Here is a 12,791-nt window from a genome sequence, read left to right as displayed (position 1 = left end):
CCTACGCCCAGAGCTGTCCCTGGAGCGTCTCGATGGCCTCCTCCGTCGTGGCCGCCGTGTAGACGCCCGTCGACAGGTACTTCCAGCCGCCGTCGGCCACGACGAACACGATGTCGGCGGACTCCCCCGCCTTCAGGGCCTTGTTGCCGACGCCGATGGCCGCGTGCAGGGCCGCGCCCGTGGAGACGCCCGCGAAGATGCCCTCCTGCTGGAGGAGTTCACGGGTGCGGGTGACGGCGTCCGCGGAGCCGACCGAGAAGCGGGTGGTGAGGACGGAGGCGTCGTACAGCTCGGGTACGAAGCCCTCGTCGAGGTTGCGCAGGCCGTACACCAGGTCGTCGTAGCGCGGTTCGGCGGCGACGATCTTGACCTGCGGCTTGTTCTCGCGGAGGTAGCGGCCGACGCCCATCAGGGTGCCCGTCGTGCCGAGGCCGGCGACGAAGTGGGTGATGGAGGGCAGGTCGGCGAGGATCTCGGGGCCGGTGGTGGCGTAGTGCGCGCCGGCGTTGTCGGGGTTGCCGTACTGGTAGAGCATCACCCAGTCGGGGTGCTCGGCGGAGAGCTCCTTGGCGACCCGTACGGCGGTGTTGGAGCCGCCCGCGGCCGGGGAGGGGATGATCTCGGCGCCCCACATGCCGAGCAGATCCCGGCGCTCCTGCGAGGTGTTCTCGGGCATCACGCACACCATGCGGTAGCCCTTGAGCTTGGCGGCCATGGCGAGGGAGATGCCGGTGTTGCCGGAGGTCGGCTCCAGGATCGTGCAGCCGGGGGTGAGCCGCCCCTCCTTCTCCGCCTGCTCGATCATGTGCAGCGCGGGACGGTCCTTGATCGAGCCGGTGGGGTTGCGGTCCTCCAGCTTGGCCCAGATGCGGACGTCCTCGGACGGCGACAGCCGCGGCAGGCACACCAGGGGGGTGTTGCCTACCGCGGCGATCGGGGAGTCGTAGCGCATGGGGATCAGGCCATACCGCCGGCCACGGCCGGCAGGATCGTGACGTTGTCGCCGTCGGTGAGCTTGGTGTTGATGCCGTCGAGGAAGCGGACGTCCTCGTCGTTCAGGTAGACGTTGACGAACCGGCGCAGCTCGCCGCCGTCCACGATGCGGGCCTGGATGCCCGCATGCCGGGTCTCGAGGTCGGCGAAGAGCTCGGCGAGGGTGTCCCCGGTGCCCTCCACCGCCTTCTGACCGTCGGTGTAGGTGCGGAGGATGGTGGGGATGCGGACCTCGATGGCCATGGCTCAGGACTCCTGTCGGAAGTTTTCGGCTGGTCGGTGCGCGCGCGGCAGCGCAGTACTGCGGGGGTGGTGCGGTGAGGCGCCGCGGCCCACGGCCGTACGGCGGCAGGGGTCAGCTCGGACAGAGGGCGCTGTTCAGCCTGCACAGGTCGACGTGCAGCCGCGCCACGAGCAGGGTGCCCGGCGTCTTTTCGCTCACGTCGTGGAAAACCATGCGGTCATCGTATCGATTCCCGGTACCCGACCCGGAGTGTGATCTCACACTCCGGACCCATTCCGACCGGCTGCTGAGACCACCCAGCTCAGACGGACGCCGGTGTCCCCGGTCGGGCAGGGCGCAGGGGGCCTCGGTACGGGCTCAGTATGCCTCGACGACGGTGACCTCCTCCTCGGTCACCTCGCCGTCCACGATCCGGAAGGAGCGGAACTGGAACTCGCCGAGGCCGTCGGTGTCGGCGGTGGAGACCAGGACGTAGTGGGCGCCGGGCTCGTTGGCGTAGGAGATGTCGGTGCGGGAGGGGCGGGCCTCGGTGGCCGTGTGGGAGTGGTAGATGATCACCGGCTCCTCGTCGCGGTCGTCCATCTCGCGGTAGAGCTTGAGCAGGTCGCCGGAGTCGAACTCGTAGAAGGTCGGCGACATGGCCGCGTTGAGCATGGGGATGAAGCGCTCGGGGCGGTCCGATCCGGCCGGCCCGGCGACGACGCCGCACGCCTCGTCGGGGTGGTCCTTGCGCGCGTGGGCGACGATCTGGTCGACGAGGGCCTGGGTGATAGTCAGCATGCCGGCAAGGATAAGCAGAGGGGCCGCCCCGTACCGAAGGGTGGTACGGGGCGGCCCACATGCTGAACGGGAGGTCAGCCGACCTTCTCCAGCTCCGGCTCGCGCCGCTCCGCGATCTGCGGGTTGCGGGCCTTCAGCACGGCCCAGCCGACGCCGAGGGCGGCGGCCCAGCCGGCCATCACGTAGAGGCAGACCCGCGAGTCGGCGTCGTAGGCGATGAGGCCGGTGACGAAGAGCAGGAAGACGATGGCGATCCAGCTGCACACCGCGCCGCCCGGCGCCGGGAAGGCGGAGGCGGGCAGGCGGCCGGCGACGACTTGACGGCGGTAGCGGACGTGGCTGACGAGGATCATCAGCCAGGTCCAGATGCCGGCCGCGGTGGCCACCGAGGTGACGTAGCCGAAGGCCTTCTCCGGGACGACGTAGTTCAGGACGACGCCGATGCCCATGAACAGGACCGAGACCGTGATGCCGAAGGCCGGCGTCCTGGTCGAGGACAGCTTGCGGAAGACCGCCGGGGCCTCACCGTTGTCGGCGAGGGTGCGCAGCATGCGGCCCGTGGAGTACATGCCGGAGTTGCAGGAGGACAGGGCCGCGGTCAGCACGACGAAGTTGACGATGCCGGCGCCGGCCGGGATGCCGATCACCGCGAAAGCCTTCACGAAGGGGCTCACCCCGGCCGCGAAGTCGGTCCACTTCACCACGCACAGGATCACGGTGAGGGCGCCGACGTAGAACAGCGCGATGCGCCAGGGCAGGGTGTTGATCGCCTTGGGCAGGGTCTTCTCGGGGTTCTCGGACTCGCCCGCGGTGACACCGACGAGCTCGACGGCGAGGTAGGCGAACATGACGCCCTGGAGCGTCATCAGGGACGAGCCGATGCCCTTGGGGAAGAAGCCGTCGAACTGCCAGAGGTTGGCGACCGAGGCCGTGTCACCGGCGTTGCTGAAGCCGAGGGTGAGCACGCCGAGGCCGATCACGATCATGCCGATCAGGGCGGTGACCTTGACCATCGAGAACCAGAACTCGAGCTCGCCGAAGACCTTCACCGAGATCAGGTTGACCCCGAAGAGGATCACCAGGAAGACCAGGGCCGTCACCCACTGGGGGACCGCCGGGAACCAGTAGTTGACGTAGATCGCGGCGGCGGTGAGCTCGGCCATGCCGGTGACGACCCACATCAGCCAGTACGTCCAGCCGGTGAAGTAGCCGAAGAACGGGCCGAGGAACTCGCGGGAGTACTCCGCGAAGGAGCCCGAGACCGGGCGGTACAGGAGCAGTTCGCCGAGCGCCCGCATGATGAAGAAGACGATGGCGCCGGCGAGGGCGTACATCAGGATGAGGCTGGGACCGGCCTTGGCGATGTTCGCCCCGGCTCCCAGGAAGAGGCCGACGCCGATGGCGCCGCCGATCGCGATCATCTGGACCTGGCGACTGCCGAGTCCGCGCTCGTACCCCTCTTCGGAGGTCTGCTCCGAGCCTGTGTCGACCTGAGCGGAGGTCATGTGTGTGGTGCGCCTTTCTCCATGCCGACCCGGGCCTCTCGTCGGCCTCGGATCGGGTCTCGATCCCCCCGGACTGAAATGGAGCTGAGCGGGCTCGGGTCCCGCTCGTGCCAGGCCGACGGTCGTCGGCGCTGTGGCGCACCCGGCCGAACATTCGGGTGGTGTTCGCCGGGCGGTCGTGAAGATTTATCACGGCCGCACCGCGGATCACCGGGGGGACTTGTGGCGCATCACACAAGGAGAAGGGAGCAAACAGCGCAGAAAACGGACACACCCGGCCGGACCGGTGACTCGATCGTTATCCGGATTTGAGCGTCCTCTGAGCGAACACGAAACCTGCACATTTCAGGGCAGGAGGGTGTTCACCAGCGTCTCCTGGAGCCCGCCCAGCCACAGATAGGCCATCACCATGGGCTTACGGGGGTCGTCGTCCGGGAGCCGGTAGAGGGCGTCGGTGTCGTCCTCGTCGGTGATCTCCAGCCGGGAGCCGATCGCCAGGCGCAGGTCGTTGAGGGAGCCCAGCCACTGCCGGGACTGCTCGACGGACAGCTCCAGGACCGCTCCGCCGTCGGCGGCCGGGGTGAGTGCGTCGAGGGTGCGCACGACCGTGAGGGCGTTCTCGCGCTTGCCGGACCGCAGGTCGTTCTCGGTGTAGCGGCGGAACTCGGCGGAGTGGGCCTGCCGCTCCCGGGCCTCCTCGGGCGCGGGGGTGCCCTCCGGGTCGCAGTAGGCGTCCGGGAAGAGCCGCTTGAGCACGGGGTCCTTCGGCGGTTCGCTCGGGCCCTCGGCGAAGAGCTCCGCGAGCGGGTCGCCGGAGGCGTCGGCGCCGGGTCCGGGGCCGATGAGCTCCAGCAACTGGACGGCGAGCGACCGGATGATGGAGATCTCGACGTCGTCGAGTGCGACGGCCGCGCCGCCGCCGGGGAGCGGTTCGAAGTGTCCTGGCATGGAGGAGGTTCGCTACTTCCGGTCCTGCGCGCGGGAGGGGGTCATTTCCGGTCCTGCTGGAGGGTGGCCCACAGGCCGTAGCCGTGCATCGCCTGCACGTCGCGTTCCATCTCCTCGCGGGTACCGCTGGAGACGACCGCCCGGCCCTTGTGGTGGACATCGAGCATGAGTTTGGTGGCCTTGTCCTTCGAGTACCCGAAGTACGTCTGGAAGACGTAGGTCACGTAGCTCATGAGGTTGACCGGGTCGTTGTGGACGATCGTGACCCAGGGGACGTCCGGCTCGGGTACGGCGAAGACCTCCTCCGCCGACTCGGTGCGTTCGATCTCTACGGGAGCGGGTGACGTCACAAGGCCCATGCTGCCACGGCCCCGATAAATCGTCACACTGACGCGAAGGGGTGTAGCATGCTCGTCATGAACACAGCGGACCTTGGGCTGCCGGTGGACGTTCCCTCGACGGCGCTCTTCACGGACCAGTACGAGCTCACGATGCTGCAGGCGGCCCTCAAGGCCGGTACCGCCGAACGGAGGTCGGTCTTCGAGGTCTTCACCCGGCGGCTGCCCGAGGGCCGCCGCTACGGCGTCGTCGCCGGCACCGGGCGGGTCCTGGACGCCGTGGAGAACTTCCGCTTCGACGCCGGCGTCCTGGCCTTCCTGCGCGAGAAGGGCATCGTCGACGAGGCGACCCTTCAGTGGCTCGCCGGCTACCGGTTCAGCGGCGACGTGTGGGGCTACCCCGAGGGCGAGGTGTACTTCCCGGGCTCGCCGATCATGCGCGTCGAGGGGTCGTTCGCCGAGTGCGTGCTGCTGGAGACCGTGATCCTGTCGATCCTCAACCACGACTCCGCGATCGCCGCGGCCGCCTCCCGGATGTCCTCGGCGGCGGGCACCCGCCCGCTGATCGAGATGGGCGCCCGCCGCACCCACGAGCTCGCGGCCGTGGCCGCCTCCCGCGCCGCCTACCTCGGCGGCTTCGCCTCCACCTCCGACCTCGCGGCCGGCTTCCGCTACAACATCCCGACCGTCGGCACCTCCGCCCACGCCTTCACCCTGCTCCACGACCACGAGCGGGACGCCTTCCGCGCCCAGGTGGACTCGCTGGGCCGGGGCACGACCCTGCTCGTGGACACCTACGACGTCGCCGAGGCCGTCCGCCTGGCCGTCGAGATCGCCGGGCCGGAGCTCGGCGCCGTGCGCATCGACTCCGGCGACCTGCTGCTGGTCGCGCACCGGGTGCGCCAGCAGCTGGACGAGCTCGGCGCGACCAGCACGAAGATCATCGTGACCTCGGACCTGGACGAGTACGCCATCGCCTCGCTGGCGGCGGCGCCCGTGGACGCGTACGGCGTCGGCACCCAGCTGGTGACCGGGTCCGGGCACCCGACGTGCTCGATGGTCTACAAGCTGGTCGCCCGCGCCGAGTCCGCCGACCCGAAGGCGCCGCTGGTGCCGGTGGCGAAGAAGTCCAGCGGCGGCAAGACGTCCATCGGCGGCCGCAAGTGGGCCGCGCGGCGGCTCGACGCCGACGGGGTCGCGGAGGCCGAGGTCGTCGGCACGGGACTCGTCCCGGCCGAGCTCGCCGACCGGCAGCTGCCGGTGGAGCTGATCAAGGGCGGCGACGTGATCGCCCGCGAGCCGCTGGACGTCGTTCGCGACCGGCATGCGGCCGCGCGGGCCGGCCTGCCGCTGTCGGCCACCCAGCTCTCCCGCGGGGAACCCGTCATTCCGACGGAGTACGTACACGTCCGCTCGGGTAGCCAGTAGCGGGCGCACACCGCACGCGCCCGCGGATACGCCCTGTCGTGCCCCCTCCCCTGCGCCCCCCGAACTCAATAGGCTCGGAAGTTCACCGGCCGGGCCCGCACCCCCCTTCTCTCCCCCCGACCCCATAGTCGAAGGACACCGACCATGCGCCGCGCCTTGATCGTCGTAGACGTGCAGAACGACTTCTGCGAGGGGGGCAGCCTCGCCGTGGCCGGGGGTGCCGACGTGGCCGCCGCCGTCACCGAGCTGATCGGGCAGGCGGCCGGCTCCGGCTACCAGCATGTGGTGGCCACCCGCGACCACCACATCGCGCCCGGCGGCCACTTCGCCGACAACCCCGACTTCGTCCACTCCTGGCCCGCGCACTGCGTCGCCGGCACGGAAGGCGTCGGTTTCCACCCGAACTTCGCGCCCGCCGTCGCCTCCGGCGCCGTCGACGCCGTCTTCGACAAGGGGGCGTACGCGGCGGCCTACAGCGGCTTCGAGGGCGCCGACGAGAACGGCGTGCCGCTGGCCGACTGGCTGCGCGCCCGGGACGTCGTCGAGGTCGACGTGGTCGGCATAGCCACCGACCACTGCGTCCGGGCCACCGCGCTGGACGCGGCCCGCGAGGGTTTCCGCACCCAGGTGCTGCTCGACCTGACGGCCGGCGTCGCCCAGGAGACCACCGACCGCGCCCTGGAGCAGATGCGAGAGGCGGGCGTGGAACTCACCGGCAAGCCGGTGGTCGCGTAGCCGGTCCCCCGGCGGGGGGACCCGAACCGGCACCGCCGGACAGCACGCCGTGGCTGATCACCGTCGCGGCGGGGCGAAGTGCACCGGCGTCCACCTGAGACGCCCGGTCAGGCGCCCCCGCCCCCGAGACGGACGGCCGACCACCCCTGCGCCCCGCCGGTCGCCGCAGCGACCCGGCCAAGGCCAGGACGGCACCGCCGGACGGCGGCGTCGTGACTGGTCGCCGTCGCGGCGGAGCGCAGTGCACCGGCGTAGAGACCGGCCCGAGACGCCCGGTCGAGCGCCCCGCCCCCGGGACGGACGGCCGATGCCCGCTGGGCCCTGCCGGTCGTCGCAGCGACACGGCCGGGGCAGGGACGGCACCGCCGGACGGCGGCGTCGTGACTGGTCGCCGTCGCGGCGGAGCGCAGTGCACCGGCGTAGAGACCGGCCCGAGACGCCCGGTCGAGCGCCCCGCCCCCGGGACGGACGGCCGATGCCCGCTGGGCCCTGCCGGTCGTCGCAGCGACACGGCCGGGGCAGGGACGGCACCGCCGGACGGCGGCGTCGTGACTGGTCGCCGTCGCGGCGGAGCGCAGTGCACCGGCGTAGAGACCGGCCCGAGACGCCCGGTCGAGCGCCCCGCCCCCGGGACGGACGGCCGATGCCCGCTGGGCCCTGCCGGTCGTCGCAGCGACACGGCCGGGGCAGGGACGGCACCGCCGGACGGCGGCGTCGTGACTGGTCGCCGTCGCGGCGGATGCGAAGTGCACCGGCGTCGGGAAGCGGCCTGAGACGCCCGGTCAGGGGTTGGTCATGCCGGGGTCGCCGGTCTGCGGAGGAGGGCCTTGATCGGGTGCCAGAGTTCCTGGACCAGGTCCGGGGCGGGCAGGACACCGTTGTCAGGGGCTGTGCGCCATATCAGGCCGTCGGGGTGGTGCAGGACGGCCGTGATCTCGTCCGGGGTCGGCGGGGCGGCGTTGCCCCGCAGGTAGACCGCCCGCATGCCCAGGTTGCGCAGCCTGGTCAGGGCGCGCGCCCGGTTGCGGGCGTGGACGAGGACACGGACGCAGTCCGTGCCGTCGGCGGTGGGGCTGGGCAGGTTCAGCGCCACCACCACGCTGCCGCTCGGCAGCTTGCAGAAACCTCCTGCGGCCATGCAGGTCACACCCCCGTGCGTGTCGGTGTCGAAGGGACTGTCAATAAGAACGGCACAGCACGCACCTAAACACGATCGGCGGCGACCCGCCAAGGGGTCACCGCCGATACGTCTCTGACCTGCGAAAACTCGAACTACTTCACCGCACGCCCCACCTCGAGCGAGATCGTCGAGCCGTCAAGGGCCTCCCGGACGATCTTGATCTTGGTGTTGGTGTCAGTGACCTTCACGCCCGCGGCCGGGTTCGAGGCGTCGTAGTAGGTGCTCGCGTGGTCGTTGAAGACCGGCACCCCCCACGACCACTTGATCTTGGTCGCGACGTCCGCCTTGTGCAGCGTGATGCCGTCCGTCGGGTACAGGCTGAACGGCGAGTCGTAGGCCTGGATGCGGCCCCGCATCAGCGTGCCGTCGGACCACTTCAGCGGCACCGGGTGCGAGTCGATCGGCAGGATCTGGCCCGTGCCCGGGTGGTCACCGGTGTTGTTGTCCGGCTGGGAGGTGTCCCACTTCCAGATCAACAGGCCGTTCTGGTACGGGTAGTGCTCCACCCAGTCCGGACGGGTCGTCGAGAAGCCGAAGTTGTACGGGCCGACCTTCAGGGTCTTGTCGTACGACACGTACTGGCGGTTCTCGGCGATGTAGTACTGCTTGTAGTCCTTGGTGAAGGACGCGCCGATGCGGGAGAAGCCGCTCGCGGCCCAACCGGCGTCCGCGGACTCGGCGTTGTCGGAGAACACCGCCGCACCGTCGGCCGTGACGGTGATCTCGTCGGCCGCGAAGCCCTTGAGCGCCACACCGCCGTCCGTCTGGTAGCGGAAGCGCAGGTCGATCTTCTTGCCCGCGTAGGCGTCGAGCGAGTACGACAGCTTCTTGTAGCCGTCGACCGTGCCCGTCAGCGCCGGCTTGTCGCTGCCGTCGCGCGGGATGGCCTGGCCGTCCACCGTGCCGTCGAGAGCGGTCCAGTTGGCGCCGCCGTCGGTCGAGACCTCCGCGTACAGGAAGTCGTAGTTCGCCTCGATGTCGTAGTAGCCGTCGAGGGTCAGCGCCGCCGAGGACTTGCCGGTGAGGTCCACCGACCGGGTCAGCGTGTTCTTCAGGTCGTTGCCGCTGCCGCTCCACCACTGGGTCGAGCCCTGCGCCGGGGTGACCACCTCGGTGGTGACCGCCTTGTCGGGCAGCGTGACCACCAGGGCCTGCTTGTTCTTGGTGTTGTACTCGGCGACGCCCAGCTTGTGCTTCGACTTCGTCGCGGCCTTCGCCGTGTCGTAGTTCAGCCAGCCCAGCTGGAGCTTGTCCCAGGCGTTCATGTCGCCCGGCAGGTCGCCGATGGCGTTCTTGCCGGTGCCGAGCCAGGAACCGGAGGACATCAGCGTCCAGAACCCGGTGGAGTTCTCGCCGCCGTTGGTGTCGTACTCGTCCGGCAGGCCGAGGTCGTGGCCGTACTCGTGGGCGTAGACGCCGAGTCCGCCGTTCTCCGGCTGCATCGTGTAGTCGCCGACCCAGACGCCGGTGTCGCCGACCTGGGTGCCGCCGAGCCGGTTGTTCGCGGGGCCGGTGGCGCCGGCGTCCGAGCCGAAGGCGTACCAGCGGTGCGCCCAGATCGCGTCGGTGCCCTGGGCGCCGCCGCCCGCGGACTCGTCCTCGCCGGCGTGCACGATCTGGAAGTGGTCGACGTAGCCGTCGGGCTCGTTGAAGTCGCCGTCGCCGTCGTAGTCGTAGCGGTCCCACTGGTCGTACTGGGCGAGGTCCGCCTTGATGTCGGCGTCGGACTTGCCGGCCGCCTTCTGGCCGGCGACCCAGGAGGTCAGGCCGTCGCGGACCAGGTTCCAGACGCTGGAGCAGGTCGTCGAGCCGCAGGCGTTGTTGCCGTAACGGGCCTCGTTGTAGGGGACCTTGACCCAGTCGGTGACCTCGCCGTCGACCGAGTAGCGGCCCGAGGACTGCTTCTCGTAGTACTTCTTCAGCGACTCGGTGTTCTTGCCGGTGCCGAAGTACAGGTCCTGGAAGTGCTGCTGGTCGTAGTCCGCCTGCCAGGCGGTGGAGTTGTCCTTGGCCCGGTCCGGCTCGGCTATCTGGTTGTGCAGCGGGCCCGCGGTGCCGCCGTAGCGGCTGTCGACCTGGTCGCCGAACTCGACCAGGATCGTGAAGATCTTGTCCGTCTTCTCGCGGCCCAGTTCGACGTACTTGCCGTCGCCCTTCTTGCTCTTGAGCTGGACGACCCGCGAACCGTCGCGGTCCTTGGCCGACGCCTTGCCGGATATGACCTGGTTCAGGGCCTCCTGGCGCTGGGCCTCCTGGGTCTTGGAGAGCGGACCGTCGAGGTCGTGCTCCTTCGTGCTCTGGGCCGCGGCCGGGTCACGGCGGTCCACGGTGGCGGACTTGGCGCTGTCGGCGGCCTGCGCCACGCCGAACGTCGAGAGCGTGGCCGTCGCCGCCGCGAGTGCGACACCGACCGCGCCGGCTCTGAACGTCCATGGTTTAAGAGTCACTTGAGTTCCTCGTGGTCACGGTGGTAAGTCAAGTGACGCAATTTGACTAGAGGATGGTAAGAAAAGACAGACCTTGACTTGAGCAGGACAAGTGCACTATGCGGAGCCGGGGTTCGCTCAGCGGACACCCCGACCGGCGCGTTCGAACGTCCACTTGATGGACGCCATGAATCCGTGCGCCCCCTGTGCACCGGCACTGTTGGTTAGGTCACGCTTACTGTTCGTTCCAGTCGGGCACACACGCGATTAGAGTCGGATGGCGGCACGCCCCGAAACCGGCGGAAAGCCAGGCCGACGCCCCCCGTGGACCCCCACTTCCGAGGACACGATTGCCATGCCTCGTCCGACTGCCGCACAGCTCACCTACGGCTCCTGCACCGTCATCTTCTCGACGCTCGCCATGCTGCTGCTGTCCCAGACGAGTTCGGGGTTGGGGATCGCGGTCATCGCCGTCTCGGCGCTCGCCCTCGGCCTCCTCGTCGCCATGACGGTGCCGCTGCCGAGGACGAAGGTCGTCGCGGTCTCCCGGCCCGCGCCGCAGCAGGCCGAGGAGCCCGTGCCCGCCGTGGCCTCGGGCTCGTCGAAGGCGGCCTGAGCCGGTTTCACCGGCGCCGGTCAGCCGGTGCTGACCACCACCGTCTTCGCCGCCTTGTCGTGCAGGCCCTGCTTGTAGGGCCGGTCGAAGTAGCTCCAGCCGCCACAGATCGCGGTCCAGATGCAGGCGCAGCAGAACGCGAACGGGATCCACAGCACCGCCGCCCGCGCGAGCGAGGTCTGCACCGAGGGCGTGGCGCCGTTGTCGAGGTTCGCCACCCGCATCTTCAGCCACTTCTTGCCGAGCGTCTGCCCGGAGTTGCTGATCATGAAGGTGTCGTAGGCGATGTAGAGCACGGCGGCGATGAGGGACTGGGTGAAGGACTTGCCGACCGCCACGTTGTTGCCGTTGACGGTGTACTCGTGCACGCCGATCGGCCAGGTGACCAGCCAGACGACGATGCCGACGAGGATCAGGTCGATGATCCGGGCCAGCGTGCGCCTGCCGCTGTCGGCGAGCGGGGGCATCCCGGCGAGCGGGTCGCCGGGGTGGGGGCCGCCGCCGTAGGGGTCACCACCGTAGGGCGGCGGCTGCTGCCCCGGAGGCGGCTGCTGACCGTAGGGCGGCTGCTGACCGCCGTGGGGCGGTTGCTGACCGCCATAGGGGGGTTGTTGACCGCCGTACGGCGGCTGCTGACCGCCTGGGGGCGGTTGCTGGCCGGGCGGAGGCTGTTTCCTGAACGGGTCGTCTTCCGGCGGCTGCTGTCCCGAGCCGGGCGGTTCGGTCGTCATGGCCCGAGTGGACCGCGAACCCCCCGGCTCCGCATCCGGCGGACGGCCGTCCGGAGTACCGATTCGCGTACGCCGTACGGCCGACCCCCTCAGCCCGCGACGAACGTACGCGCCGCCTTGTCGTGCCAGCACTGGCGCCACGGCCGGTCGAACAGGCACCACGCCACACCCACGACGCCGATGCCGAGCAGCCCGGGCACGCAGTAGACGAGCCAGCGGCGCAGCGCCCCGCCGAAGGTCGGCGGCTGGTGCGCCTCGATGTCCCGCACCTCCAGGCCGAGCAGCTTCTTGCCGAGCGTGCGGCCCCATTTGGCGGTGGGCAGCGCCTCGTAGAGGACCCCGACGACGAGCAGGACGGCCAGGATGATGCCGAAGTAGACCGAGGTCGTCCCGTCCAGCAGCCAGACGGTGACGGTCCGTCCGCTGAGCTTCGCCTCGTCGATCTTGCCGTTGATGTGGTCGACCGCCTTGGTGCCGAGCGGGACGGCGGCCGCGGCGGTGACGCCGGCGACGACGACCGTGTCCAGCAGCCGGGCGGTGAGCCGCTTGCCCAGGCCCGCCGGGCGGGCGGCGGCCGCGTTCATGGCGGCCTGCTGGAAGATGTCCGCCACCGGCGGCTTCCAGGGCGTGACGGGCTGCTCCTCCTCGGCCCCCGCGAGCCGGTGCACCTGCTGGGCCCAGGAGGCCTGGCCGCCGCCGGGTCCGGCGGCCATCGGGGTGGCGGCGGGCTGGGGGCCGCCGGGCTGGGGCGGCACCGAGACGGAGGGCTGCTGGGAGAGCGCGGCCGGGGCGGCGCCCTGGGCGGCCTGCGCCTGCGCCGCGTGTTCGGCGGCGGCGGCCAGGCCGGCGTTGAACCCGGGAGCACCG

Annotated in this window: 14 protein-coding genes; 3 read left to right on the top strand and 11 right to left on the bottom strand. The window is 70.4% G+C overall.

Annotation, left to right across the window (positions count from 1 at the left end; all coding sequences use genetic code 11):
- Position 1 precedes the first annotated feature (1 nt).
- The 7 genes from M8J74_RS15190 to clpS all read right to left on the bottom strand — a co-directional run bounded on the left by M8J74_RS15190 (position 2) and on the right by clpS (position 4,829).
- The gene (locus M8J74_RS15190) at positions 2–952 is read right to left on the bottom strand and encodes a PLP-dependent cysteine synthase family protein (protein WP_249836904.1); all 951 of its coding nucleotides are present in this window, start codon (positions 950–952) and stop codon (positions 2–4) included.
- 5 nt (positions 953–957) lie between these two features.
- On the bottom strand, positions 958–1,236 hold the full coding sequence (locus M8J74_RS15185; RefSeq protein WP_058925050.1) for a MoaD/ThiS family protein: 279 nt from the start codon (positions 1,234–1,236) through the stop codon (positions 958–960).
- A 112-nt stretch (positions 1,237–1,348) separates the two neighbouring features.
- Entirely contained in the window at positions 1,349–1,450 is a 102-nt protein-coding gene (locus M8J74_RS45015; protein ID WP_343234011.1) for a putative leader peptide, read from the bottom strand.
- A 144-nt stretch (positions 1,451–1,594) separates the two neighbouring features.
- The gene (locus M8J74_RS15180; RefSeq protein ID WP_249836903.1) at positions 1,595–2,017 is read right to left on the bottom strand and encodes a M67 family metallopeptidase; all 423 of its coding nucleotides are present in this window, start codon (positions 2,015–2,017) and stop codon (positions 1,595–1,597) included.
- A gap of 74 nt (positions 2,018–2,091) precedes the next feature.
- Positions 2,092–3,522: an amino acid permease gene (locus tag M8J74_RS15175; protein ID WP_058925048.1), complete on the bottom strand. Its 1,431-nt coding sequence runs from the start codon at positions 3,520–3,522 to the stop codon at positions 2,092–2,094.
- 345 nt (positions 3,523–3,867) lie between these two features.
- Entirely contained in the window at positions 3,868–4,470 is a 603-nt protein-coding gene (locus M8J74_RS15170) for a DUF2017 domain-containing protein (protein ID WP_249836902.1), read from the bottom strand.
- 41 nt (positions 4,471–4,511) lie between these two features.
- On the bottom strand, positions 4,512–4,829 hold the full coding sequence (clpS, locus tag M8J74_RS15165; RefSeq protein WP_249836901.1) for an ATP-dependent Clp protease adapter ClpS: 318 nt from the start codon (positions 4,827–4,829) through the stop codon (positions 4,512–4,514).
- A gap of 57 nt (positions 4,830–4,886) precedes the next feature.
- On the opposite strand from clpS, the gene M8J74_RS15160 reads away from it, so the two are divergent.
- Together M8J74_RS15160 and M8J74_RS15155 are read left to right on the top strand one after the other, a co-directional pair.
- On the top strand, positions 4,887–6,236 hold the full coding sequence (locus M8J74_RS15160) for a nicotinate phosphoribosyltransferase (RefSeq protein WP_249836900.1): 1,350 nt from the start codon (positions 4,887–4,889) through the stop codon (positions 6,234–6,236).
- Between the two features lie 144 nt (positions 6,237–6,380).
- The gene (locus M8J74_RS15155) at positions 6,381–6,971 is read left to right on the top strand and encodes an isochorismatase family protein (protein ID WP_058925044.1); all 591 of its coding nucleotides are present in this window, start codon (positions 6,381–6,383) and stop codon (positions 6,969–6,971) included.
- A gap of 793 nt (positions 6,972–7,764) precedes the next feature.
- Here M8J74_RS15155 and M8J74_RS15150 read toward each other — a convergent pair.
- On the bottom strand, positions 7,765–8,109 hold the full coding sequence (locus M8J74_RS15150) for a hypothetical protein (RefSeq protein ID WP_249836899.1): 345 nt from the start codon (positions 8,107–8,109) through the stop codon (positions 7,765–7,767).
- Between the two features lie 134 nt (positions 8,110–8,243).
- Positions 8,244–10,598, bottom strand: coding sequence for an immune inhibitor A domain-containing protein (locus M8J74_RS15145; protein ID WP_249836898.1), 2,355 nt, complete (start codon positions 10,596–10,598; stop codon positions 8,244–8,246).
- 334 nt (positions 10,599–10,932) lie between these two features.
- Here M8J74_RS15145 and M8J74_RS15140 point away from each other — a divergent pair, with 334 nt between their 5' ends.
- Positions 10,933–11,193, top strand: coding sequence for a hypothetical protein (locus tag M8J74_RS15140; protein WP_249836897.1), 261 nt, complete (start codon positions 10,933–10,935; stop codon positions 11,191–11,193).
- 20 nt (positions 11,194–11,213) lie between these two features.
- Here M8J74_RS15140 and M8J74_RS15135 read toward each other — a convergent pair whose 3' ends face one another.
- Together M8J74_RS15135 and M8J74_RS15130 are read right to left on the bottom strand one after the other, a co-directional pair.
- Positions 11,214–11,924, bottom strand: a complete 711-nt coding sequence (locus tag M8J74_RS15135) for an RDD family protein (protein WP_249836896.1) — start codon at positions 11,922–11,924, stop codon at positions 11,214–11,216.
- 89 nt (positions 11,925–12,013) lie between these two features.
- Positions 12,014–12,791 (bottom strand): RDD family protein (locus tag M8J74_RS15130; protein ID WP_249836895.1); only part of this gene is annotated, 778 nt, incomplete at its 5' end.

Origin of the sequence: Streptomyces panaciradicis (genome assembly GCF_023516615.1) — a bacterium.
Classification (GTDB): domain Bacteria; phylum Actinomycetota; class Actinomycetes; order Streptomycetales; family Streptomycetaceae; genus Streptomyces; species Streptomyces panaciradicis.
The sequence above is the reverse complement of the archived record's forward strand: the minus strand, read 5'-3'. Positions and strand labels throughout refer to the sequence as shown.

Excerpts from the sequence above, each read along its gene's own strand:
- M8J74_RS15175 (WP_058925048.1), bottom strand. The coding sequence starts at position 3,522 with ATGACCTCCGCTCAGGTCGACACAGGCTCGGAGCAGACCTCCGAAGAG.
- M8J74_RS15185 (WP_058925050.1), bottom strand. The coding sequence starts at position 1,236 with ATGGCCATCGAGGTCCGCATCCCCACCATCCTCCGCACCTACACCGAC.
- M8J74_RS15155 (WP_058925044.1), top strand. The coding sequence starts at position 6,381 with ATGCGCCGCGCCTTGATCGTCGTAGACGTGCAGAACGACTTCTGCGAG.
- M8J74_RS15160 (WP_249836900.1), top strand. The coding sequence starts at position 4,887 with ATGAACACAGCGGACCTTGGGCTGCCGGTGGACGTTCCCTCGACGGCG.
- M8J74_RS45015 (WP_343234011.1), bottom strand. The coding sequence starts at position 1,450 with ATGGTTTTCCACGACGTGAGCGAAAAGACGCCGGGCACCCTGCTCGTG.
- clpS (WP_249836901.1), bottom strand. The coding sequence starts at position 4,829 with ATGGGCCTTGTGACGTCACCCGCTCCCGTAGAGATCGAACGCACCGAG.
- M8J74_RS15190 (WP_249836904.1), bottom strand. The coding sequence starts at position 952 with ATGCGCTACGACTCCCCGATCGCCGCGGTAGGCAACACCCCCCTGGTG.
- M8J74_RS15180 (WP_249836903.1), bottom strand. The coding sequence starts at position 2,017 with ATGCTGACTATCACCCAGGCCCTCGTCGACCAGATCGTCGCCCACGCG.
- M8J74_RS15140 (WP_249836897.1), top strand. The coding sequence starts at position 10,933 with ATGCCTCGTCCGACTGCCGCACAGCTCACCTACGGCTCCTGCACCGTC.
- M8J74_RS15135 (WP_249836896.1), bottom strand. The coding sequence starts at position 11,924 with ATGACGACCGAACCGCCCGGCTCGGGACAGCAGCCGCCGGAAGACGAC.
- M8J74_RS15150 (WP_249836899.1), bottom strand. The coding sequence starts at position 8,109 with ATGGCCGCAGGAGGTTTCTGCAAGCTGCCGAGCGGCAGCGTGGTGGTG.
- M8J74_RS15170 (WP_249836902.1), bottom strand. The coding sequence starts at position 4,470 with ATGCCAGGACACTTCGAACCGCTCCCCGGCGGCGGCGCGGCCGTCGCA.